21 protein-coding genes are annotated in these 23,019 nt (G+C 71.0%); 5 read left to right on the top strand and 16 right to left on the bottom strand.

Translation table 11 applies throughout. From position 1 onward, the window contains the following. Genes nuoE through HC362_RS13215 form a run of 5 tightly spaced genes read right to left on the bottom strand, consistent with a single transcriptional unit; the run spans position 1 to position 3,738 of the window. Positions 1 to 735: an NADH-quinone oxidoreductase subunit NuoE gene (nuoE, locus tag HC362_RS13195; RefSeq protein WP_209267036.1), complete on the bottom strand. Its 735-nt coding sequence runs from the start codon at positions 733 to 735 to the stop codon at positions 1 to 3. After that, positions 732 to 2,063 carry an NADH-quinone oxidoreductase subunit D gene (locus HC362_RS13200; RefSeq protein WP_243084116.1) on the bottom strand — a complete coding sequence of 444 codons (1,332 nt, stop codon included), beginning with the start codon at positions 2,061 to 2,063 and terminating at the stop codon, positions 732 to 734. Before HC362_RS13200 ends, nuoE begins: the two co-directional genes overlap by 4 nt. Further along, positions 2,064 to 2,813 (bottom strand): NADH-quinone oxidoreductase subunit C, encoded by a 750-nt coding sequence (locus HC362_RS13205; RefSeq protein ID WP_279240097.1) that lies wholly within the window; start codon positions 2,811 to 2,813, stop codon positions 2,064 to 2,066. Continuing rightward, a complete protein-coding gene (locus HC362_RS13210; protein ID WP_243084117.1) occupies positions 2,810 to 3,364 on the bottom strand; it encodes an NADH-quinone oxidoreductase subunit B in 555 nt (184 codons plus the stop codon). Before HC362_RS13210 ends, HC362_RS13205 begins: the two co-directional genes overlap by 4 nt. A gap of 14 nt (positions 3,365 to 3,378) precedes the next feature. Then, positions 3,379 to 3,738: an NADH-quinone oxidoreductase subunit A gene (locus HC362_RS13215; RefSeq protein ID WP_019354165.1), complete on the bottom strand. Its 360-nt coding sequence runs from the start codon at positions 3,736 to 3,738 to the stop codon at positions 3,379 to 3,381. 764 nt (positions 3,739 to 4,502) lie between these two features. Between HC362_RS13215 and HC362_RS13220 the strand changes: the two genes are divergently transcribed. Next, on the top strand, positions 4,503 to 5,306 hold the full coding sequence (locus HC362_RS13220) for a C40 family peptidase (protein ID WP_243084118.1): 804 nt from the start codon (positions 4,503 to 4,505) through the stop codon (positions 5,304 to 5,306). A 140-nt stretch (positions 5,307 to 5,446) separates the two neighbouring features. Here HC362_RS13220 and HC362_RS13225 read toward each other — a convergent pair whose 3' ends face one another. The 5 genes from HC362_RS13225 to HC362_RS13245 all read right to left on the bottom strand — a co-directional run bounded on the left by HC362_RS13225 (position 5,447) and on the right by HC362_RS13245 (position 12,631). Then, entirely contained in the window at positions 5,447 to 6,745 is a 1,299-nt protein-coding gene (locus HC362_RS13225) for a geranylgeranyl reductase family protein (RefSeq protein WP_243084119.1), read from the bottom strand. 117 nt (positions 6,746 to 6,862) lie between these two features. After that, positions 6,863 to 9,187, bottom strand: coding sequence for a hypothetical protein (locus HC362_RS13230; protein ID WP_243084120.1), 2,325 nt, complete (start codon positions 9,185 to 9,187; stop codon positions 6,863 to 6,865). A 488-nt stretch (positions 9,188 to 9,675) separates the two neighbouring features. After that, positions 9,676 to 10,374, bottom strand: a complete 699-nt coding sequence (locus HC362_RS13235) for a demethylmenaquinone methyltransferase (RefSeq protein WP_243084121.1) — start codon at positions 10,372 to 10,374, stop codon at positions 9,676 to 9,678. 63 nt (positions 10,375 to 10,437) lie between these two features. Continuing rightward, entirely contained in the window at positions 10,438 to 11,643 is a 1,206-nt protein-coding gene (gene mqnC / locus HC362_RS13240) for a cyclic dehypoxanthinyl futalosine synthase (RefSeq protein WP_243084122.1), read from the bottom strand. Between the two features lie 127 nt (positions 11,644 to 11,770). Continuing rightward, positions 11,771 to 12,631 carry a menaquinone biosynthesis protein gene (locus tag HC362_RS13245; RefSeq protein ID WP_243084123.1) on the bottom strand — a complete coding sequence of 287 codons (861 nt, stop codon included), beginning with the start codon at positions 12,629 to 12,631 and terminating at the stop codon, positions 11,771 to 11,773. Positions 12,632 to 12,871: 240 nt separating this feature from the next. Between HC362_RS13245 and HC362_RS13250 the strand changes: the two genes are divergently transcribed. Then, positions 12,872 to 13,075, top strand: a complete 204-nt coding sequence (locus HC362_RS13250) for a cold-shock protein (RefSeq protein WP_019354156.1) — start codon at positions 12,872 to 12,874, stop codon at positions 13,073 to 13,075. A gap of 145 nt (positions 13,076 to 13,220) precedes the next feature. Here HC362_RS13250 and HC362_RS13255 read toward each other — a convergent pair whose 3' ends face one another. The 5 genes from HC362_RS13255 to HC362_RS13275 all read right to left on the bottom strand — a co-directional run bounded on the left by HC362_RS13255 (position 13,221) and on the right by HC362_RS13275 (position 18,854). Further along, positions 13,221 to 13,715, bottom strand: coding sequence for a ribose-5-phosphate isomerase (locus HC362_RS13255; protein WP_243084124.1), 495 nt, complete (start codon positions 13,713 to 13,715; stop codon positions 13,221 to 13,223). Between the two features lie 70 nt (positions 13,716 to 13,785). Further along, on the bottom strand, positions 13,786 to 15,588 hold the full coding sequence (locus HC362_RS13260) for a dihydroxyacetone kinase family protein (RefSeq protein WP_243084125.1): 1,803 nt from the start codon (positions 15,586 to 15,588) through the stop codon (positions 13,786 to 13,788). A gap of 37 nt (positions 15,589 to 15,625) precedes the next feature. Further along, positions 15,626 to 17,080 (bottom strand): FGGY-family carbohydrate kinase, encoded by a 1,455-nt coding sequence (locus tag HC362_RS13265; RefSeq protein ID WP_243084126.1) that lies wholly within the window; start codon positions 17,078 to 17,080, stop codon positions 15,626 to 15,628. After that, positions 17,077 to 18,168 carry a 2-hydroxyacid dehydrogenase gene (locus HC362_RS13270; protein WP_243084127.1) on the bottom strand — a complete coding sequence of 364 codons (1,092 nt, stop codon included), beginning with the start codon at positions 18,166 to 18,168 and terminating at the stop codon, positions 17,077 to 17,079. The genes HC362_RS13265 and HC362_RS13270 overlap by 4 nt, the downstream gene beginning before the upstream one ends. Continuing rightward, the gene (locus HC362_RS13275) at positions 18,165 to 18,854 is read right to left on the bottom strand and encodes an HAD family phosphatase (RefSeq protein WP_243084128.1); all 690 of its coding nucleotides are present in this window, start codon (positions 18,852 to 18,854) and stop codon (positions 18,165 to 18,167) included. Before HC362_RS13275 ends, HC362_RS13270 begins: the two co-directional genes overlap by 4 nt. Before the next feature lie 147 nt (positions 18,855 to 19,001). On the opposite strand from HC362_RS13275, the gene HC362_RS13280 reads away from it, so the two are divergent. Together HC362_RS13280 and HC362_RS13285 are read left to right on the top strand one after the other, a co-directional pair. Beyond that, on the top strand, positions 19,002 to 19,787 hold the full coding sequence (locus tag HC362_RS13280) for a DeoR/GlpR family DNA-binding transcription regulator (protein WP_243084129.1): 786 nt from the start codon (positions 19,002 to 19,004) through the stop codon (positions 19,785 to 19,787). A gap of 240 nt (positions 19,788 to 20,027) precedes the next feature. Continuing rightward, on the top strand, positions 20,028 to 21,350 hold the full coding sequence (locus tag HC362_RS13285) for an MFS transporter (RefSeq protein WP_243084130.1): 1,323 nt from the start codon (positions 20,028 to 20,030) through the stop codon (positions 21,348 to 21,350). Positions 21,351 to 21,453: 103 nt separating this feature from the next. Here HC362_RS13285 and HC362_RS13290 read toward each other — a convergent pair whose 3' ends face one another. Further along, a complete protein-coding gene (locus HC362_RS13290) occupies positions 21,454 to 21,867 on the bottom strand; it encodes a DUF3224 domain-containing protein (RefSeq protein WP_243084131.1) in 414 nt (137 codons plus the stop codon). A 98-nt stretch (positions 21,868 to 21,965) separates the two neighbouring features. Between HC362_RS13290 and HC362_RS13295 the strand changes: the two genes are divergently transcribed. After that, on the top strand, positions 21,966 to 22,955 hold the full coding sequence (locus tag HC362_RS13295; protein WP_243084132.1) for a WYL domain-containing protein: 990 nt from the start codon (positions 21,966 to 21,968) through the stop codon (positions 22,953 to 22,955). Positions 22,956 to 23,019: the final 64 nt, after the last annotated feature.

Genomic DNA, 23,019 nt, shown 5'->3' on the forward strand with positions numbered 1-23,019 from the left:
TCACTTCCCCTCCTCGTCGGATGCCGCTCCGCGCGGGGCGACGACGCCGGGGGTGGACTCCCCCTTGGCCAGTCGCAGCCCGGCCAGCGAGGCGGGTCCTGCGCTGCCGGACGCGTCCACCGCGTCGGGCCGCTCGTCGGGGAAGCCCGCCAGCAGCCGCGCGGTCTGCTTGAAGGTGCACAGCGGCGCGCCGCGGGTGGGGGCGACCTCGCGGCCCGCGCGCAGGTCGTCGACGAGGGCGCGGGCGCTGTCGGGGGTCTGGTTGTCGAAGAACTCCCAGTTGACCATCACGACCGGTGCGAAGTCGCAGGCCGCGTTGCACTCGACGTGTTCGAGGGTGATCTTGCCGTCCTCGGTGGTCTCCCCGTCGCCGACGCCCAGGTGTTCGCGCAGCGAGGCGTAGATGGCGTCGCCGCCCATCACCGCGCACAGCGTGTTGGTGCACACCCCCACCTGGTAGTCGCCCGAGGCCTTGCGGCGGTACATGGAGTAGAAGGTGGCGACGGCGTTGACCTCGGCCGTGGTCAGCTCCAGCATCTCCGCGCAGAACCGCTGCCCGGTGCGGGTGACGTGGCCCTCCTCGGACTGCACCAGGTGCAGCAGCGGCAGCAGCGCCGACCGGCTGCCCGGATAGCGGGCGATGATCTCGCGCGCGTCCGCCTCCAGCCGCTCGCGTACCTCGGCGGGGTAGTCGGGCGCGGGCATCTCGGGGATGCCCATCTCGACGTTGGTCACCGGTCGACGCCTCCCATCACAGGGTCGATGGACGCGACGGCGACGATGACGTCGGCGACCTGGCCGCCCTCGCACATCGCCGCCATGGATTGCAGGTTGGTGAAGGAGGGGTCGCGGAAGTGCACCCGGTAGGGGCGGGTGCCGCCGTCGCTGACGGCGTGCACGCCCAGCTCGCCCTTGGGCGACTCGACGGCCGCGTACGTCTCGCCCGGCGGTACCCGGAAGCCCTCGGTCACCAGCTTGAAGTGGTGGATCAGCGCCTCCATGGAGGTGCCCATGATGTTCTTGATGTGGTCGAGGGAGTTGCCGAGCCCGTCCGGGCCGAGGGCGAGCTGGGCCGGCCAGGCGATCTTCTTGTCGGCGACCATCACGGGACCGGGCTCGAGCCGGTCCACGCACTGCTCGATGATCCGCAGCGACTGGCGCATCTCCTCGAGACGGACCAGGAACCGCCCGTAGGAGTCGCAGGTGTCCACGGTCGGGACCTCGAAGTCGTAGGTCTCGTAGCCGCAGTAGGGCTGGGCCTTGCGCAGGTCGTGCGGCAGCCCGGCGGAGCGCAGGATCGGTCCTGTGGCGCCCAGCGCCATGCAGCCGGCCAGGTCGAGGTAGCCGATGTCCTGCAGCCGGGCCTTGAAGACGGGGTTGCCGGTGGCCAGCGCGTCGTACTCGGGCAGGTTCTTGCGCATCTTCTTGAGGAACTCGCGCAGCGCGTCCACGGTCCCCGGCGGGATGTCCTGGGAGAGCCCGCCGGGCCGGATGTAGGCGTGGTTCATCCGCAGCCCGGTGATCAGCTCGTAGAGGTCGAGGATCAGTTCGCGGTCGCGGAAGCCGAAGATCATCACGGTGGTGGCGCCCAGCTCCATGCCGCCGGTGGCGATGGCCACCAGGTGCGAGGAGAGCCGGTTGAGCTCCATGAGCAGGACCCGGATGACGTTGGCGCGGTCGGGCACCTCGTCCTCGATGCCCAGCAGCCGCTCCACCGCCAGGCAGTACGCCGTCTCGTTGAAGAACGGCGTCAGATAGTCCATGCGGGTGACGAACGTGGTGCCCTGGGTCCAGGTCCGGTACTCGAGGTTCTTCTCGATTCCGGTGTGCAGGTAGCCGATGCCGCAGCGGGCCTCGGTGACCGTCTCGCCGTCGATCTCCAGGATCAGCCTCAGCACCCCGTGGGTGGACGGGTGCTGGGGGCCCATGTTGACGATGATCCGCTCGTCGTCGCTCTTGGCGGCGTGGGCGGCCAGCTCGTCCCAGTCCCCTCCGGTGACGTCGTAGACGGTGCCTTCGGTTGTCTCCCGAATGCCTGCGGGTGCGTGGGTTGTGGAAGACATTTAGGTGTACGACCTCCGCTGGTCAGGAGCGGGAATCTGGGCGCCCTTGTACTCGACGGGAATACCGCCGAGCGGATAGTCCTTGCGCTGCGGAAAGCCCTGCCAGTCGTCCGGCATTATGATCCGCGTCAGCGCCGGGTGACCGTCGAAGATCAGCCCGAAGAAGTCGTACGTCTCGCGCTCGTGCCAGTCGTTCGTCGGATAGATGTCGACGATCGAGGGCACGTGCGGGTCCGCGTCGGGCGCGCTGACCTCCATGCGGATCAGCCGGTTGTGGGTGATCGAGCGCAGGTGGTAGACGGCGTGCAGCTCGCGGCCCTTGTCGCCGGGGTAGTGGACCCCGCTGACCCCGGTGCACAGCTCGAAGCGGAGCGCGGGGTCGTCGCGCAGGGTGCGGGCCGCCCGGGACAGATACTCCCGGGCGATATGGAAGGTCAGTTCGTCCCGGTCGACAACCGTCCGCTCGATGACGTGCGCGGGATCGAGGCCCTGCTCCTCCAGCGCGCCCTCGAACTCGTCGGCCACCTCGTCGAACCAGCCGCCGTACGGCCGGGGCGTCGCGCCGGGCAGCCGTACGGTGCGCACCAGGCCGCCGTAGCCGGAGGTGTCGCCGCCGTTGCGGGCGCCGAACATGCCGCGCCGGACGTCGATGACCTCGCCGGGGTCCCCCTGGGGTACGGGCAGGGACTCCTCACCCCGTTGGGTGGGGTCGTTCTCGTTGGGGCCCTTCGGCCGCTTTTCGTCGCTCACCGGAGCAGCCCCTTCATCTCGATCGTCGGCACGGCCTTCAGGGCCGCCTCCTCCGCCTCGCGGGCCGCTTCCTTCTGATTGACGCCGAGCTTCGTATTCAGGATCTTCTCGTGCAGCTTGAGAATGGCATCCAGCAACATTTCGGGCCGCGGCGGGCAGCCGGGCAGGTAAATATCGACCGGAACGACGTGGTCGACGCCCTGCACAATGGCGTAGTTGTTGAACATTCCGCCGGAAGAGGCACACACGCCCATGGAGATGACCCATTTGGGGTTCGGCATCTGGTCGTACACCTGCCGCAGCACCGGCGCCATCTTCTGGCTCACCCGGCCCGCCACGATCATCAGGTCGGCTTGGCGCGGTGAACCGCGGAAGACCTCCATGCCGAACCGGGCGAGGTCGTAACGGCCCGCGCCGGTCGTCATCATCTCGATGGCGCAGCAGGCGAGCCCGAACGTCGCCGGGAACATGGACGATTTACGCGCCGCGCCGGCCATCTTCTCAACAGTCGTGAGCAGAAAACCGCTCGGCAGTTTCTCTTCAAGTCCCATTGCTTATCCTGCCCCTAGTCCCATTCCAGGCCGCCGCGCCGCCAGTCGTAGGCGTACGCGATACCGATGAGGGCGACGAAGACCAGCATTTCGACGAGCCCGAACATCCCGAGTGAGTCGAAATGGACGGCCCACGGGTAGAGGAAGACGATTTCGATGTCGAAGATGATGAAGAGCATCGCCGTCAGGTAGTACTTCACCGGGAAGCGGCCGCCTCCGGCCGGCTGCGGCGTGGGCTCGATGCCGCACTCGTACGCCTCCAGCTTTGCCCGGTTGTAGCGCTTGGGGCCGACGATCGAGGCCACGACCACGGAGAAGACCGTGAACGCGGCCGCGATCGCTCCCAGTACGAGGATTGGTGTGTAGACGTTCACCGCTCCCGTCTCCTTCCAGGCGTCGACTCTGACTGCCGGCAGACCGCTGGGCCGCTGCGCACCCCCACGAAGATCGCTCCTATGTGAGGCAGTTCACAAGCCCTGTTCGCAGGCATCTTAAGCCCGCCCCTCTGTGATCTGCGACACGGGGGGCGACAACGAGTTTGTGATCTCCACCACCTGACGGCCAATCATCCGATCAGATGAGCAGCAATCTACATACGCAAAGCCTCCGGGTGATCACCTGAGGTGACATCCGACCGTGCTCACAGCCGTTGGAAGCGGGTCGCTGTACCAAGCACGGGGCTGCACGGGCAAATTCGCGGTGGACGGTTTCACCTGCTATGCGCGAACCACTGGAGATCGTGCGCTCGTGAAGCCCGGCACAAGCACCGAGACCCCCGCGCGACCCCGCCGAGTCCGGCCCGTTACCGAGCAGGATGGGCGATAGGGGGCCAACGTCCGCTTTGCACGAAGAGTTGAGATGGGTTGAGTTCGCGCGACCGCGAAAAATGTGAGCTGCGCCACGCCCTTTTCCGGCAGCCGCTGTCTTCTTTGCGCTCGCCTTTTCTCCGTGGTAAGCGGAGCAGGGATTCCGGCAATGCGGACAACTCCGTGGTCACGGCCCCGTAGTTGGGCAATGATCACGTCGGGGAAGCCGCCCCGGGCAACGCCCGTAGAGCTCAAGTGGCCGTGATCGCGACGACTGTGGCGCATCGCACGATTGTTGAGACAAGGGATTGGAGCCTGCTAGGCATTCCTTCATGTCCCCGAAAGCTCAGATTCCCAGCCACCGAAAGCCCCGCTCCAGCAAGATGAATACGGCGCTGCGTGCGGGTATGACGGGCGGCGTCATGGGCACCATTGCCCTCACCGCGGCGGCGGCGCCGGCCCAGGCGGCCGACAACAACGCACCGGCCGAGACAGTGGAGATGCCCACCCTCTCCACGGCCGACACCACCACGCTCGCGGCCGAGTCCCTGCGCGAGTCGGCCCAGCAGTACAGCCTCCAGCAGGCCCAGGACCACGCGGCCACCGAGGCCAAGAAGCAGGCCAAGGAGAACAAGCAGAAGGCCGAGGCCGAGGCCAAGCGCAAGGCCGAGGCCAAGCGCAAGGCGGCGGCCGCCCGTGAGGCGGCGCAGCAGGCGAAGGAGCGCGCCTCCCGCTCCACCGACCGCGCCTCCCTCTCCACCAAGGCCTCCGTGCCGCAGGGCGGCAATGTGGCCACCCTCCTCAGCTTCCTGCGGGCCCAGGTCGGCAAGTCCTACGTCCTGGGCGCCACCGGCCCCTCCGCCTACGACTGCTCGGGGCTGACCCAGGCGGCCTTCAAGCAGATCGGCGTCAACCTGCCGCGCACCTCGCAGCCGCAGTCCACCGCCGGCACCCCCGTCTCCCTGAGCAACCTGCAGCCGGGCGACATCCTCTACTGGGGCAGCGCGGGCAACGCTTACCACGTGGCCGTCTACGTCGGCGGCGGCAAGTTCATCGGCGCCCAGAACTCCTCCACCGGCATCGTGGAGCGCCCGCTGAGCTACGACCAGCCCACCGGCGCGGTCCGAGTGCTCTGAGCGCTAGCCGCACAACGGGCTGGCCGTACAACGGGCTGGCCGTACAACGGGCTGGCCGTACAACGGGCTGGCCGTACAACGGGAAAGGGCCCCGCCTTTGGCGGGGCTCTTCTTGTGCGACGGGCGGCAGGCCCCCGCCGTCAGGCCCTGGGGGTCACCTTGGCGAGGCCGTTGATGATGCGGTCCATGGCGTCGCCGCCGGTGGGGTCGGTGAGGTTGGCGAGCATCTTGAGGGTGAAGCGCATCAGGACCGGATGCGTGAGGCCGCGTTCGGTGGCGAGCTTCATGACCTTGGGGTTGCCGATGAGCTTCACAAAGGCGCGGCCCATCGTGTAATAACCGCCGTAGGTGTCCTTGAGGAGCTTCGGGTAGCGGCGCAGTGCCAGCTCCCGCTGCGCCGGGGTGGCCCGCGCGTGTGCCTGGACGATGGTCTCGGCGGCGATGGCACCGGACTCCATGGCGTAGGCGATGCCCTCCCCGTTGAACGGGTTCACCAGTCCGCCCGCGTCACCGACCAGCAGCAGGCCCTTGGTGTAGTGGGGCTGGCGGTTGAAGGCCATCGGGAGCGCGGCACCGCGGATGGGGCCCGTCATGTTCTCCGGGGTGTAACCCCACTCCTCGGGCATCGAGGCGCACCACGCCTTGAGCACCTCGCGCCAGTCGAGCTCCTTGAAGGCGGCGGAGGTGTTGAGGACGCCGAGGCCCACGTTGGAGGTGCCGTCGCCCATGCCGAAGATCCAGCCGTAGCCGGGCAGCAGCCGGTCCTCGGGGCCCCGCCGGTCCCACAGCTCCAGCCAGGACTCCAGGTAGTCGTCGTCGTGCCGCGGCGAGGTGAAGTACGTACGGACCGCGACGCCCATCGGCCGGTCCTCGCGGCGGTGCAGGCCCATCTTCAGCGACAGCCGCGTCGAGTTGCCGTCGGCCGCGACGACGACCGGGGCGTGGAAGGTGACCGGGGTCTTCTCCTCGCCCAGCTTGGCGTGCACCCCGGTGATCCGGCCGGTCCGCTCGTCCAGGACCGGCTCGGTGACGTTGCAGCGCTCGTACAGCCGTGCGCCTGCCTTCTGCGCCTGGCGGGCGAGCTGCTCGTCGAAGTCGTCGCGCTTGCGGACCAGGCCGTAGTCCGGGTAGCTGGCCAGCTCCGGCCAGGGGAGCTGGAGGCGGTGCCCGCCGCCGATGATGCGCAGGCCCTTGTTGCGCAGCCAGCCCGCCTCTTCGGAGATGTCGATCCCCATCGCCACCAGCTGCTTGGTGGCGCGCGGGGTGAGGCCGTCGCCGCACACCTTCTCGCGCGGGAACGCGGTCTTCTCCAACAGCAGCACGTCCAGACCGCTGCGCGCCAGGTGGTACGCGGTCGTGGAGCCCGCGGGCCCGGCGCCGACGACGATCACATCGGCGGTCCGCTCGGAAGCTGTTGCCTTCGACTGGGGATCGGCCACTGGGACTCCCGCGTGCTGGCTGATTCGGCTGACCGCGCCAGTCTATGCGGGCGCTCGGGCCCCGCCGTTGTGCGGCCCCCGCCCTCGGGGGCCGCACGGTTCACGCCCTCGGCGCCGTCAGTTCCCGTTCTCGTCCCAGGTGCTCAGCGCGGTGCTGAAGACCTGTTCGCGGTCCGGGTCCCACTCGTCGTAGCGGTTCTCGACATAGATGCTGTACTCGGTGCCGTCCTCGCTGACGTACGCCTGGTCGATGGCGTGGATGGTGCGACCCGAGTCGTCCGAGGTGTAGACGAACTCCCAGCGGGCGCCGGGCCGTCCCCGGAAGGTGTTCTTCGACAGTTCGAGCCGCCGGTACCCGTCCCGCTTGCGCGCGCCCTTCTCCAGGGTGCGGAAGTTCTCGTACGAGGACTGGCCGGCGTTCTCGATGACGCCGATCCGCAGATAGTCGCCCCCGGTGGGCGCCTCGTAGTCGACCTGGGTGCCCTTCGTACGGCGCTGCCAGCCCTCCATGACGCCGACGGAGAACCCCTTGGAGTCGTTCACCCACCTGAAGCCCTCGGGCAGCTCGGTGGTCTGCGGGCTGCCCGGTGAGCCGCCCGCGCCGACGTCCTCGCCGGTTCCGGTGTCGTCGTCGGGGGCTGGAGCATCAAAGCTGTCGGACGGTGCGGGCTTCGGCCCCTCGGGGTCCTCGTCGGCGGGCTGCTGCTTGTTGGAGGAGTCCTTGGTGGTTCCCTTCGTGGGCTTCCCTGCGGCCGACTTGCTGTCGCCCTTGCCGTCGTCACCCGCCAGATAGAAGGCACCCCCGGCCGCGATGCCGCCCACCAGGAACACGGCCAGAACGAGCCCCGCCCACATCAGTCCCCGCCTGCGCTGCGGCGGCGGCACGGGACCGCCACCCCCGCCCGGGCCCAGGACTTCGGGACCGTCCCCGGTCTCGGTGGCCGGGTACGCGGCCCCCGATTCGTCCCCCTGAGCGGGTGCCGGCGCCGGGGCGGGCGGTGGGGGCCCAGCGGGTGCGGCCGGTGCCCCCGTGGCAGTCGGGGCGTAGCTGCCCGGTCCATGGCTCCCGGCCCCGTAGCCGCCGTACGTCCCCGCTCCGTAAGCCCCGGCACCGTAAGCCCCTGCGCCGTACGCGCCCGGGCCCGTCCCGCCGGGGCCGCCCTTGCCGAACTGGGCGCGGATGAAGGGGACCAGCAGCGTGCCGCCGTAGGACCACAGCAGGGCGAACAGCAGCAGTTCGGCGATGCCCGCCGCGACCTCTCCCTGGGCGAAGAAGCGGTCGCCGGAGCCGAGGCCGCCCCCGTAGCCGTCGCCGTAGTCGCCCCCGTAGTCGCCGTCGGGTGCGGTGCCGAAGTCGCCGTCCGGATTGCCGCCGTAGTCCCCGCCGAGGCCGCCGCTGCCGCCGTCCACGGCAGCCGTCGCCTCGTGGAAGCCCGCCTTGAAGCCGGCCCCGGCAAGACCGGCGACCAGCAGCAATCCGAGGACGAAGATCCCGGCGGCGAGGAACTGTTCGCGGCGGTCGGCGCTGCGCCGGGCCACCAGCGTGCCCAGCAGCAGCGCGCACGCCAGCCCGCCGGCCAGCGCGCCCACCACTGCCCAACCGTCCGCCAGGTCGCTCAGCTCGCCGTAGCCGAACGACTCGCGACCCATGCTCCACTCTGTGACGTTCCACTTGACGTCGATGGGCGCGCCCCAGGCCAGCGCCAGGCCGAAAGCGCCGACGTTGGGCAGCATCGCCACCAGCCCCCAGACGTCACCGGCGCTGACATCGTCCTCGGAGGCCAGCAGGACCACGAACATCACGACGGAAGCCAGCGCGAGCACACACACCAGCGCGAGCACCGCGGTCCGCAGCGCGCCCACCACCGCGCGCGGCCCCGGGCGGGTGGCCAGCCAGGCGTCGGCCGTACCCCGGGTCAGCACCGTCCCGGCGACGACCGTGGAGAGCAGGAAAGCCCACAGCAGGGTGAGACCGGGCGAGGACTCCAGCTCCAGACCCTCGTACGACGGCGAGGCGTAGAGGCCCAGCGCCAACCCGCCGAGTCCGCCCAGCACACCGATCCGCAGCGCCGCCTCGAAGCCGGCCGAGGGCGGCGCCGTCGCCAGCCGGCGCCGCTCGAACCGGGCCGCGAGGACCAGCGCGCCGATCCACAGCGCTGTGGCCAGCAGCGGCAGTCCGGAGATCTCCGCGCTTCCCGCGACGCGCACGCCGTCGGTGCGGTAGTCCGGGTCGGCCGAGACGCCGAATCCGCCGCCGACCCCCTGGAGCAGCGCGGCCAGCGCGACCCGCATCCGGGTGCCCCAGCCGATGTCCAGGTCGTCGATGTCGTCGTCGGACCAGATGCCGATGGCGCAGGCCGCGACGAACACCAACGCAAGCGGCCACCCGGCGACACGCAGCGCGCCGAGCCAGTCGCCCTTGACGGTGCGTGCCAGGAACATGCCGACCGGGCTCGGCCGGGCGGGTCCGGCGAGTTGGCCGGGCGGTGGAGGCGGCGCGTACCCGGGCTGTGGAGGCTGCGCCGGCGGCGTGGGCTGGGCCGTTTGCGAGACCTGGGTCGGCGCATGGGTGGGTGCATGGGTCGGCGGCGCCGCGGGAGGGGGCGGGGCCGCGGGAGGGGGCGGGGCCGCTGGTGCCGCCGGGGCGCCGCACGACATGCAGAAGCGTGCCTCGGCGGGGGATTCGGCACCGCACTGCGGGCAGCGCGAGGATGACGGCGGCGGCGGGGACGACATGGCGCTCCGATGCGGTTGCGTACGGGAGGGGACGAAGCGGCACACAGGGGCACCGCTCGTGCGCGTACGGTAGGTAGGGACGGGGTACATCGTTCCGCCGAACGCCCCTGGGGGGAAGGAGATTTATCCAAGCGCAACCGGACTTGGCCGACAGCGCCTCGGTCCGACGCCGCGTCAGTTGCCCTGCCCCGCGCTCAGTCCCGGGCGCGGAACCCGCGGTGCAGCGCCACGATGCCGCCCGTCAGATTGCGCCACGCCACCCGGGTCCATCCCGCGTCCTGGAGGCGGGCCGCGAGCGCGGGCTGGTCGGGCCACTCGCGGATGGACTCCGCGAGGTACACATAGGCGTCCGGGCTGCTGCTGACCCGCCGGGCGATCGGCGGCAGCGCGCGCATCAGGTACTCGGTGTAGACGGTGCGGAAGGGCGCCCAGGCCGGGTGGCTGAACTCGCAGATCAGCACGCGCCCGCCGGGCTTGGTGACCCGCCGCATCTCCGCGAGCGCCTCCTGAACGGCGCTGACGTTGCGCAGCCCGAAGGAGATGGTCACCGCGTCGAACGTGGCGTCGGCGAAGGGCAGTCGGGTCGCGTCCCCTGCGGTGAAGGGCATCCAGGGGTGGCGCTGCTTGCCCTCGCGCAGCATGCCGAGCGAGAAGTCGCACGGCACCGTGAAGGCCCCGGCCTCCACGAAGGGCAGCGACGAGGTGCCGGTACCCGCCGCCAGGTCCAGCACCCGCTCGCCGGGGCGCGCGTCGACGGCGTCGGCGACGGCCCGCCGCCACAGCCGGGCCTGGCCCAGCGAGAGCACGTCGTTGGTGAGGTCGTACTTGGCCGCCACGTCGTCGAACATGGCCGCGACCTCGTGCGGCTTCTTGTCCAGGGATGCCCGCGTCACGTCGTCTGTTGTCCGTCCGGTCGTCAGTTCACATCGCCAGTTCAGCGTCGCCGGTCAGCGACGTCAGTTCGCGTCGATGAGCGCCAGTTCGGGGTGGGCGGTGCCCCCGTCGATGGCGGTGGAGGAGAAGTGCGAGACGACCTTGTCGTCCACCGGGTCGTTCGCCGGGTCGTCGTGCACCACCAGGTGCTCGTACGTCGTGGCCCGCTGCGCCGGGACGCGGCCCGCCTTGCGGATGAGGTCGATCAGCTCCATCCGGTTGGAGCGGTGCTTGGCGCCCGCCGAGGAGACGACGTTCTCCTCCAGCATCACCGAGCCGAGGTCGTCGGCGCCGTAGTGCAGCGAGAGCTGGCCGATGTCCTTGCCGGTGGTCAGCCAGGAGCCCTGGATGTGGGCGACGTTGTCGAGGAAGATCCGCGCGATGGCGATCATCCGCAGGTACTCGAAGACGGTCGCCTGCGTCTGCCCCTTCAGATGGTTGTTCTCCGGCTGGTAGGTGTACGGGATGAAGGCGCGGAAGCCGCCGGTGCGGTCCTGCACGTCCCGGATCATCCGCAGGTGTTCGATCCGCTCGGCGTTGGTCTCGCCGGTGCCCATCAGCATGGTGGAGGTGGACTCCACCCCCAGGCCGTGGGCGATCTCCATGATCTCCAGCCAGCGCTCACCCGACTCCTTGAGCGGGGCGATGGCCTTGCGGGGCCGCGCCGGGAGCAGTTCGGCCCCGGCACCCGCGAAGGAGTCGAGCCCGGCCGCGTGGATGCGCTCGATCGCCTCCTTCGGCGTCACCTCGGAGATCCGCGCCATGTGCTCGACCTCGCTGGCACCGAGGGAGTGGATGACCAGCTGCGGGAACGCCTTCTTGATCGCGGCGAAGTGCTCCTCGTAGTACTCCACCCCGAAGTCCGGGTGGTGGCCGCCCTGGAACATGATCTGGGTGCCGCCCAGCTCCACCGTCTCCGCGCAGCGGCGCAGGATGTCGTCCAGATCGCGGATCCACACCTTGTCGCTCTTGGGCGAGGCGTAGAAGGCGCAGAACTTGCACGCCGTCACGCACGAGTTGGTGTAGTTGATGTTGCGCTCGATGATGTACGTCGCGATGTGCTCGGTCCCCGCGTAGCGGCGGCGCCGCGCCTTGTCGGCGGCAGCGCCCAGCGCGTGCAGGGGCGCGTACCGGTAGAGGTCGAGCGCCTCCTCGGGAGTGACGCGCCCCCCGGCGGCGGCGCGGTCGAGGGCGGAGAGCAGGTCGGCTTCCGACACGTGCGCTGTCACCGTGGCGTCCCTCCAAAGGTCGCACATTCGCACATTCGATACAGCTGGCCGCGTACCACGGCACAGCGGCGCCGGACCAGCCTACGCCAGCCGTGCCCAGGGCATTCGGGGGCACCGGAGCGCGCGCTCAAGGGCGCAGCATCTCCACCCGGACGTCCGGCGGGAAACCGGTCGTCGCGCCCGTACGGCGGGCGAACTCGGCGACACCCTCCAGCTGCCGCTCGCCGAACCGGAAGTCGAGGGTGGTGAAGTACCGCTCCAGCACCTTCGGCTCGAAGATCTCGTAGCGCGCGGCGTGCTCGGCCACCTGGTCGACCTGTTCCATGGCCAGATCGCGCGAGGCCAGGAAGGCCCGGTGCGTCTCGTGCACCGTCTCCGGGGCGCGCTGGAGGAAGTCGCGGCGCACCGCCCAGACGGCGAAGACGAACGGCAGCCCCGTCCACTCCTTCCACAGCCGCCCCAGGTCGTGCACCTGGAGGTCCTGCTCGGGAAGCTGCCGCAGATAGGCGCGCAGCCCCACATCGCCGATGACGACGGCGGCGTCCGCCTCCTTCATCATCCGCTCCAGATCGGGCGGACAGCTGTAGTACTCCGGCTGGACGCCGTACCGCTCGGTGAGGAGCAGCTCGGCCAGCCGTACGGAGGTGCGCGATGTCGAGCCCAGCGCCACCCGGGCGCCGTCCAGCTGGTCGAGCGGGACGCGGGAGACGATCTCGCAGGACATCACGTCGCCGTCGCAGCCCACCGCGATGTCAGGCAGCGCGACGAGGTCGTCGGCGTTGCGCAGGAACTCGACCAGAGTGACGGGGCCCATGTCGAGGCGCCCGTCGATGATCATCTCGCTGAGCTTCTCGGGGGTGTCCCGAGTGAGGTCCAGGTCCAGCAGGGTGTGGGTGTGGACCAGGCCCCAGTACAGCGGCAGACAGTTGAGGAACTGGATGTGCGCGACGCGGGGTCGGGTGCGCACATGCCTCGGTTTCGCAGTCACTCTCCGGAGAGTACGCCCCGCTCCCGGCCCCGCCACGCGGGGTCCCTCGGCCGGCGCACGGCACATGATCCGCAGGCCTTCCACGCCGGGCACCACCGTGCTAGGCTCGAAGCCAAGTTGCAGTTTGGTTTCCCTTGCAGTACAGAGCCTGCGGAGCATGTGACCGCGGGCTCTCGTCGTTTTCAGGCTTCTTTGTGGGTTCTGGGAGCAGGGACACCCTTATAGGCCCAAGGAGGGCTTATGGCTACCGGAACCGTTAAGTGGTTCAACGCCGAAAAGGGCTTCGGTTTCATCGCCCAGGACGGCGGCGGTCCCGATGTCTTCGTCCACTACTCCGCGATCAACGCATCCGGTTTCCGCTCTCTCGAGGAGAACCAGATGGTGTCGTTCGATGTCACGCAGGGCCCCAAGGGTCCGCAGGCGGAGAATGTCACCGCGCAGTAGTCCCTGACTCTGCAGTATCCAGCAGTACCCAAGGAGCCCCCGCCGAGGCGGGGGCTCCTGCCTTTGTGCCCCGAAGGGGCGCGGGGAACGGCGCGCCCAGCCACAAGGCCCCCGCGCCCTGCGGCGGCGGAACAGGGGCAGCCCCTCAGCAGCCCCGCTCGTAGTCGGCTATCGCGGCGACCTTCTCCGCCGACGCCGAGCCCTCGTCGAAGCGCTGATCCAGCCACTCGTCCACCAGCGTGCGGGCCAGCTCCAGCCCGATCACGCGCTGCCCGAAGCACAGCACCTGTGCGTTGTTGCTGAGCACGGAGCGCTGTACGGAGTAGCTGTCGTGCGCGGTGACGGCCCGGATGCCGGGGACCTTGTTGGCGCTGATGGCCACGCCCAGCCCGGTGCCGCAGATCAGCAGCGCGCGGTCGGCCTCCCCGTCGGCGACCCGGCGGGCCGCCTCCACGGCGACGTGCGGATAGGCCCGGTCGATGTCCGCGCCGGCGCCGTCGACCCCGACATCGGTGACCTCGGCCACGCGGGCGTCGCCCAGCAGATCCTTCTTGAGGGCTTCCTTGTAGTCGAGACCCGCGTTGTCGCAGCCCACCACGATCCGGAAGGGCCGGCGGGGCGCTGCGGGGGTGCTGCTCATGGTGCGTTCCTCCTGGTGACGGGGGGGGGCGGCGGGACTGCGGGACGACGGGACCCGCGGGGCGAGAGGGTCAGAGGTGGCGTACGGTCTCGGCCAGCGCGCCCAGGACCATCGCCAGCGACATGGCGCCCGGGTCCGGGGTGCCGACGCTGCGCTCGGCGAGCGGCCTGGCGCGGCCCAGCTTCGGGCGCAGCTCAGCAGTGGCCTCGGCGGCGGTACGGGCCGCTCCGGCCGCAGCTGTGAGCGCCTCGGCGGGCGGAGCGCCCGTCTCCAGCCGCTCCCCGAAGGCGGTCACGAACGGGGCGAGCGCATCCACGAGGGTCTTGTCGCCGGGGGCTGCCTTGCCGAGCGAGGTGACGGCCTCCAGCGCGGCGCGGGCGCCGGCCGCCAACTCGGCGGGCGCGGGGGCGCGGTCGGCGGGGAGCGCGGTACCGAAGGCGCGCAGGCCGGCGCCCCACAGCGCCCCCGAGGTGCCGCCCGCCTCGGCGGCCCATGCGTCCGCGGCCGCACCCAGCAACGCGGCCGGTGCCGCGCCGGCGACCTGCGCTTTCTCGGCGGCGGCGAGCGCCGCGTCCACGCCCTTGCACATGCCGCGCCCGTGGTCACCGTCCCCGGCGACGGCGTCGAGGCGACCGAGGTTCTCCTCGTGCTCGTGCAGCAGCGTGTGGGCCGCCTGGAGGGCACGTACGACGGTGTCGGCGGTGGTGACCGCCTCACCGGTGGCCGTGGCGGGCGCGTCGGCCGTCCGGGTGGCGGCCGCCGGGGTGGCGGCCGTCCGGGCGGTCGTCGTCGCCGTGGCGCCCGCCGCGGCCGAGGCCGTGCGCTGGGCAGGCACCGATCCGCCGGTGCCCGGGTCCGCGGGGGCGAGGACGCCGCGGCGGAATGCGGGGGTGTCGGCGGGGGCGAGCCAGAGCCGTTCCAGCTCCTCGTCCAGCCAGGTGACGGTCAGCGAGCAGCCCGCCATGTCCAGCGAGGTGACCAGCTCGCCCACCTCGGGGCGTACCAGCTCCAGCCCCGCCTCGGTGAGCAGCCGCTCCACCGACGCCCACAGGACGTACAGCTCCTCGTACTTGGTGGCGCCCAGGCCGTTGAGCAGCACCGCGACCCGGCGGTCCGCCGCCGCCTGTCCGGGCCGCTCGGCCAGCAGCCCCTCGACCAGGGTGCGGGCCAGCTCCTCGGCGCTGGTCAGCTCGCTCTCGCTGACGCCGGGTTCGCCGTGGATGCCCAGGCCGAGACCCAGCTTGCCCTCAGGGACGGTGAACAGCGGCTCCCGCTGGCCGGGCAGGGTGCACCCGGCGAAGGCCACACCGAGCGAGCGGGTACGGGCGTTGGTGTGCTCGGCGACGCGGACCACCTCGTCCAGATCCGCGCCCTCCTCGGCCGCCGCGGATGCCGTCTTGTAGACGGTGAAGCCGCCCGCGATGCCGCGCCGCCGGTCCGCCTCGGCCGTGGGCGCGCTGGCGATGTCGTCGGTGACGGCGAAGCAGCGGGCCGGTATGCCCTCGGCGGTCAGCCGCTGCGCCGCCTGCCCGAAGTTGATGACGTCGCCCGCGTAGTTGCCGAACAGGAACAGCACGCCCGCGCCGGTCTCGGCCTCCGCCGCCACGGAGTACGCCTGTGCTGCGGAAGGTGAGGTGAAGACGTTGCCTATCACCGAGCCGTCGGCGAAGCCGTCACCGACCACCCCGCAGAAGGCGGGGTAGTGGCCGGAGCCGCCGCCGGTGAGCACGGCGACCTTCGCGGTGCCGGGCCGGCGGGCCCGTACGACGCCGCCTCCGCCCGGGACGGCGCGGACATGCTCGGGGTGGGCCGCGACGAAGCCTCGGACCATGTCCTCGGTGAAGCGGGCCGGGTCGTTGCAGATGCGGGTCATATGGGCTCCAGCAGTGTGTTGTCACCCCGGGCGCGGGTCACCAGGAGCGGCGGGCTGTTTCCAAGGTGTCGAGGTAGCGGTGGTAGCCGTCTTCGTAGAAGGCGACCGCCTCGTCGTCGGCGCGGGCGACCCGGCCCTCGGCGGCGGCGCCGAAGCCCTCGGCCGCGACGCCCAGCGCTCGCCAGGCGACCCGTGCGGCGCCGCGGATGCCCACGGCGTCCTCCCGCACATGGACGTCCCGGCCGAGTACGCCGGCGAAGATGCGCCCCCACTCGCCGGAGCGGGCTCCCCCGCCGCAGGCGGTGACGGCGCCGTCGACGCCGAGGGTCTCCAGGCAGTGCCGTGCCGAGTAGGCGACGGCCTCGCACAGGGCTCGCACCAGGTCGGCGCGGCCGGTCAGTGGCGAGAGCCCGTCGAGGCGGCCGCGGGCGCGGGCGTCGACGAAGGGCGCACGCTCGCCGCTGGTGGACAGGAAGGGCAGGGCCGTGACCCCGGCGGCGCCGTACGGGGACTGGGCCAGCAGCGCGTCCAGCTCCTCGATGCGCACGCCGAGCATGCCCAGCAGCCAGTCGAGACCGGCGGTGCCGATCATCGCGGGCATCACCCGCAGATACCGGTCCTGGTAGGGGGTGGCCAGGATCATGCCTGCCGCCTCGTCCCCCGCGCCCGGCGCCGGGTCGTCGCCGAGCACCTGGCAGGCCAGGGTGGTGCCGATGATGAGGTTGCCCTCGCCGACCCGCTCCAGGCCCGAGCCGAAGCCGCAGGCAGGGATGTCGAACGGGCCGGCGCTGACCGGCAGCCCGGGGGGCAGCCCCAGCTCGGCGGCGACCTTGGGCAGCAGGCCGAACAGCGCACCGGGCGGCGCTGGTTCGGCCAGCAGCCCCCGCCAGCGGCCCAGCCCGCACAGCTCCAGCGCCTCGTCGTCGTAGGTGCGCCGTGCCACGTCCAGGAACGGCACCGAGGCGTCGGAGGCGTCCACGGTCCGCTCGCCGGTGAAGCGCTGGGCGATGGCGTCGACGCAGTACCCGGCCACATCGGCGGCTTCCAGCCGCTCGGGCTCGTGCGCGGCCAGATGGGCGAGGAGCGGCCCGGCAGCGCCCGGGAACATGCCGGCTCCGGTGCGCCGGTGCACCTCCCGCGCTGTACCGTCGGCGGCCCACTTGTCCAGGACGGGGGCCGCGCGGCCGTCCATCCAGGACAGTGCGCGGCCCACCGGGCGGCCGTGCGCGTCCCGCAGCCACAGGCCGTCGCCCTGGCCGGTCAGCGCCAGTGCCTCGATCGGCTCGTGGGGGTCGAGCAGCGCGGCGTCGGCGACCGCTGCCCGTACGACGGTGACGACCGTGCCGATGACCTCGTCCATGTCCTGCTCGACGCGGTTGCCCGGCAGCGTGTACAGCGTGCTGCGGGCCTCGTGCGCGGGGGTGGTGCGCCCGTCGCGCGCGATGAGCTGGGCCTTGGTGACCGAGGTGCCGACGTCGACCCCGACGATCACGACTGCCGCCCTCCCCCGGCGGCCCCCGTGGTCTCGAACACCTCCGGGTTGACGACGAACTGCGGGCGCTCGCCGCGCAGGTGGGCGGCCGCCTGCGCCGCGGTGATGGCCGCTGCGCGGTCGGCGGTCTGCCGGGTGGCGCCCGCCAGGTGCGGGGTGGTGATGACGTTCGGCGCGCGGTGCAGCGGCCAGTCGGCGGGCGGCGGCTCGACGTCGTAGACGTCCAGTGCCAGCGCGCCCAGGTGGCCGGACTCCAGCATCGCGGGCAGCGGACCGTAGTCCATCAGTTCGCCGCGCGCCGAGTTGACCAGCACCGCACCCTTGGGCAGCAGCTTGAGGTTGTCGGCGTTCAGCATGTGCCGGGTCTCGTCGGTGACGCGTGCGTGCAGGCTGACGACCGAGCTGCGGCGCAGCAGCTCCTCCAGCGCCACCAGTTCCACGCCGTCGGCGGCCGCCTTGGCCTGGTCGGCGTAGGGGTCGGCGACCAGCACCTTCGAGCCGAAGGCACGCAGTACCCGGGCGACGATCGCGCCGATGGCGCCGTAGCCGACGAGCCCGACCGTGGTGCCGTCCAGCTCGATCCCGGCGTTCTCGATGGCGTAGTAGTCGCCGCGCCAGGTGCCCTTCTTCAGCTCCGCGTCGGAGGCGGGGATACGGCGCAGCGCGGCCAGCATCAGCCCGAGCGCGAACTCGGCGGCGGCCGCCGCGTTGCGGCCGGGGGTGAAGGTGACCGGGATACCGGCGCGGGTGGCGGCCGCCACGTCCACGTTCACCGGGCCGCCGCGGGCCACCGCGATCAGCTTCAGGTGCGGGGCCTCGCGGATGACGCGGTCGGTGAACGGCGCCATCTGGATCAGCGCGACCTCGGCGTCGCCGAGCGCTTCGAGCAGCTCGTCCTCGGTGCCGCTGGCCTCCTTGACATTGCCGACGGGGCCGAAGGGGGTGTGCGGCCAGGGCGTGGTCTGGGTACGGAAGTCCAGCGCGATGCCAGGCGCCGCGGCCTTGAGCGCGTCGACGAAGAGCTGGGGGGCGATGAAGTGGTCGCCCGAGGCCAGCACCTCGACCGGGGCCGCTGTCTGGTCCGTCATGCCGGGTCACCTTCCTTGAACTGGGCACCGTCGCCGAGCCGCGAGAGCAGGAAACGGCGTACGTCGTCGTGGTCGCTCGCCGAGTGCGCGGCGCCCGCCAGCGCGTCGGCGGCCGGCGGATAGCCGGGGTTGGGGATGGCGACGACCGTCATCCCGGCCGCCGCGGCGGCCCGCAGCCCGTTGCTGGAGTCCTCGACCGCCAGGCAGTCGGCCGCGGGGACGCCGAGCTTCTCGGCGGCCGCGAGGTAGACGTCCGGGCTGGGCTTGCCGCGCGGGACCTCGGCGCTGGAGACGGTGGCCTTGAAATGGTGGTCGACTCCATGGTGCGCGAGGACGGCGTCGATCACGCGGCGCGGCGCGGACGAGGCGAGCGCGATGGGGCCGCGCGCGGCCGTCTCCGCGATCATCTCGCGCGCTCCGGGCAGCAGCTCGATCTCACCGTCCTCCAGAGCCTTGATCATGCCGTCCACGACGGCGCGCTCGGTGTCGGCGGCGCTGTCGCCGGCCCCGGCGAACTCGGTGAGGAACGCGGCCCACTCGGGCGCGCTCATACCCTGGCAGCTCTTGGTCTGCTCGGGCCCCCACTGCTTGCCGCGCTCGGCGGCGAACGCGGTCCACAGCCGCTCCCAGAGATGCTCGCTCTCGACGAGCACTCCGTCCATGTCAAACACCACTGCATCGGCCACGGCCGGAACTCCTCACCTTCGGCTCCCAGCAAATTAACACTGGTTTTGTTATCTGTCACTCATGGGCTGATACGCGCACCAGCAGCGATGTGAGACTTCGGCCCTCCGGGGGCCGGGAGGCACCGTACGGGGTGCAGGATGGTCCGTATGACCGCCCACTCAGCAGCGCGCCTCACGCGCCAGAAGCGTCAGCAGCAGATCGTCGACCACGTGCTGGCCAAGGGCGACGCCTCGGTGGCGGAGCTGACGGAGCTGACCGGCGTCAGCGTGATGACCGTGCACCGGGACATCGCCGAGCTCGCCGACCGCGGCATCCTGCGCAAGTACCACGGAGGCGTCTCGGCGCAGCCCTCCACCGTCTTCGAGTCCAGCTCCGACTTCCGGCTGCACGCGCACACCGGCGAGAAGGAGGCGCTGGCCAGGACCGCGCTGGAGTTCGTGACGCCGGGCATGTCGCTGATGCTGGACGACTCGACCACCGCGCTGGCCTTCGCCAAGCTGCTGCCGCAGGTGGGGCCGCTGACCGTGGTGACCAACTACCGGCTGATCACCGAGGAGCTGCGGCCCGTCGAGGACGTACGGCTGATCAGCATCGGCGGCGAGTACTCGCGCACCCACGACTCGTGGATCGGGCTCTCGGCGCTGGAGATGATCAAGAGTTTCTCGGTGGATCTGACCGTCGTCTCCACCTCAGCCATCACCGGCACCATGACCTACCACCAGGAACAGGAGATCGTCGCCCTCAAGCGCGCGATGCGGGAGGCCGGCTCGGTGAGCGTGCTGCTGATGGACCACAGCAAGGTCGGCCGCAGCGCCCTGCACCGGCTGGACCCGGTGAGCGCCTTCGACCATGTGCTGCTCAGCGGGCCGGTGGAGGACGAGCTGGTGGCGGAGATGAGTAAGTTGACGCAGGTGCGGGTGGTCTCGGCGTAGGGGTGCCCGACGTCGGCTCGCCCCCTCCCGGCCGTGCTGGGCAGGGGCTGCCCCTGTTCCGCCGTCGCAGGCTGCGGGTGCGTCGTGATCGGGCGCGCAGTTCCCCGCGCCCCTTCGGGGCGCGTTCTGTTACGCCGCAACAGGCTTGACCGTTATTTTTAACAGAGCTCTTGATATTTCTCGCAGTCGGGCTGAGTATCTGCGGTGCACCAACTGGTTACCTCAGAGCGGAGGCCCCCGATGACGGATCCAGCGACCCGAGCCGCCGACAGAGGGCTACTCGATCGCATAGGGCTGCCGAAACCCCTGGTCCTCGGGTACATCGGCGTACTGCTGTTCATGATCGGCGACGGCGTCGAGAGCGGCTTCATCGCGCCGTACATGGCCGACCACGGCGCGGGCACCGATGTGAAGGCCGGCTACGTCATCACCGCCTACGGCGTCGCCGTGATGCTGGCCTCCTGGTTCTCCGGCGCACTCTCCCAGGTGTGGGGCCCGCGCAAGGTGATGTGGGTGGGCCTGGTCATCTGGGCGGTCTTCGACGCGCTCTACCTGATCTTCGCGCTCGGCACCGAGAACTACCCGATGATGCTGATCCTCTACGGCATCCGCGGCTTCGGCTATCCGCTCTTCGCCTTCGGGTTCCTGGTGTGGATCACCGGCAGCGCTCCCAAGGCCCGGCTGGGCACCGCCGTGGGCTGGTTCTACTTCGCCTTCACCGGCGGCCTGCCCACCCTCGGCTCCCTGTGGTCCAGCTTCACCATCCCGGCCATCGGCGAGATGGGCACCCTGTGGAGCGCGCTCGGCCTCATCCTGCTCGGCGGCGCCATCGCCCTGGTCGGCGCCAAGCGGCGGGAGGGCGGCGACCGGCTGGCAGGGCCCGAGGTCACCACCGGTGAGTCCCTCTACAACAGCGTCTCGATCGTCTGGACCCACCCGCGGGTCCTGGTCGGCTGCCTGGTGCGGATCATCAACACGGCGCCCGAGTTCGGCATGCTGGTCTACCTGCCGCGCATCTTCTCCGACGACGTCGGCTTCGGCACCGACAAGTGGCTCCAGCTGCTGGCGATCATCTACGGCACCAACATCTTCTTCAACCTGATCTTCGGCGCCGTCTCGGACAGGATCGGCTGGCGGACGACCATCGCCACGTTCGGCGCCCTCGGCTGCGCGATCAGCGTGACGGTGCTCTACTTCGTACCGACCTGGCTGGGCCCCGACTACTACTGGGTCGCCGTGCTCGCCGGCATGCTCTACGGCGCGACCCTGGCCGGCTTCGTGCCCATCTCGGCGCTGATCCCGAACATGGCGCCCGAGAACAAGGGCGGCGCGATGGCCCTCCTCAACCTCGGCGCGGGCGGTGCCACCTTCGTGGGGCCCGCCATCGCCTCGATCTTCCTCCCCCTGGTGGGAGCGGGCGGCGTGACGATCGTCTTCCTGGTGCTCTACCTGGTCGCCATGGTGCTGACGTTCTTCCTCAAGATGCCGGAGGAACAGGGCGGCTCCGGGTCCCCCGTCGCCGCGTCCCCCTCCGGGAAGAGCTCGGCCCCCACACCGGCTTAGCCCTTCTCGCGGGGGCCTGCGGGAGGGAGCACGACGGCGGTCGGTGGGAGCGAAGCTCCCACCGACCGCCGTCGTTCGTGTACTGCCGCGCGGGGCCGGGACCTCAGCCCCGCAGCGCGTAGGAGAAGGTCACCTTCACCTCCTTCTCCCCCTCACGCACCTCGAACCCTCCCGTACCGGCCAGACCGGCGAGGTCGCCCGTCCCCGAGCCCGGGACCACCTCGAAGGTGCAGCGGATGACACCCTCCTCGTCGAAGGTGCCGCGCTGCTGGATGACGAAGGTGCCCTCCCTGCCCTCGACGGAACCGGTCAGCAGCTCCATCCCGCAGAAGGATCCGCTCCTCTCGGTGCCGTACGTCAGCACGTACTGGCATGTGGTGCCCTCGGCCTCGATACCTCCGCTGTAGTTGTTGACGATGGCGGCGTGTGCGACGCGGGGGCTCCGGTCGGCGTCGGTGACGCTCTTCTCGTCCCAGGAGGAGAAGGTGAAGACGGCGGTGGTGGACTGCTCGGCCATGACGGTGCCTTTCGCTGATGTGCTGCGTACGGGCATCCTTCCGGCCGTACCTGACACCTTCTGTCAGGTACCGGAAACCGACGCGCGAGAATGGCGGCATGCGCGCCGACCGGCTCCTCTCGCTGCTCCTCCTGCTGCAGAACCGCGGCCGGATGACGGCGCCCGAACTCGCCGCCGCGCTCGATGTCTCCGTCCGCACCGTCTACCGCGACATCGAGGCGCTCGGCGCCTCCGGCGTTCCCGTGACCGCCGACCGCGGCCCTTCCGGCGGCTACCGGCTCATGGCCGGGTACCGCACCCGGCTCACCGGCCTGACGGACACCGAGGCCGGCTCCCTCTTCCTGTCAGGGCTCCCTGGCCCGGTACGGGAACTGGGGCTCGGCGCCGTACTGACCACCGCCCAACTGAAGGTGCAGGCGTCCCTCCCCACCGCCCTGGCCGAACACAGCCGGCGCGTCCAGGACCGTTTCCATCTGGACGCGCCGGGCTGGTTCCGGGACGCCGAACCGGTGCCGCACCTGCCGCAGGTCGCCCGCGCGGTGTGGGAGCAGCGGGTGCTGCGCGTGCGCTACCGGCGCTGGCGCGGTGAAGTGCTGCGCGAGCTGCGGCCGCTGGGCATCGTTCTGAAGGGCGGCATCTGGTACGCGGTCGCGGTGGCCTCCGGCGAGGGGGACGGCGACGACGCCGTTCGCACCTATCGGATCTCGCGGCTCCTGGAGGCCGAGACCGCCGAGGAGACCTTCGACCGGCCGACGGGCTTCGACCTGCCCGCCTACTGGGAGGCCTCCGCGCGCCGCCTGGAGGCGATGCTCCGCCAGGACGTGGCCCGCGTCCGGCTCTCCCCACAGGGCCAACGGCTCCTTCCGGCGAAGTTCGGCACCTCGGGAGAGCAGGCGCTGGACGACGCGGGTCCGGCGGACGAGGCCGGATGGGTCGAGGTCGAGCTCGCCGTCGAATCACAGCCGGTCGCCGTCTCGGACCTGCTCAGCCTGGGCGCGGAGACGGAGGTGCTGGGCCCGCCCGCGCTGCGGAAGGCCGTGATCGAAGCCGTCCGCGCCCTGGCAGCCCGCTATCCACCGGCCGTCTGACGGCCTGCGCGGGATCGGCCGACGCACATGTGGCCGTCGGCGCCTGCCCCTGCGCACCGGCGGG

This window comes from Streptomyces sp. 891-h, assembly GCF_022760275.1.
GTDB classification, from domain to species: domain Bacteria; phylum Actinomycetota; class Actinomycetes; order Streptomycetales; family Streptomycetaceae; genus Streptomyces; species Streptomyces spirodelae.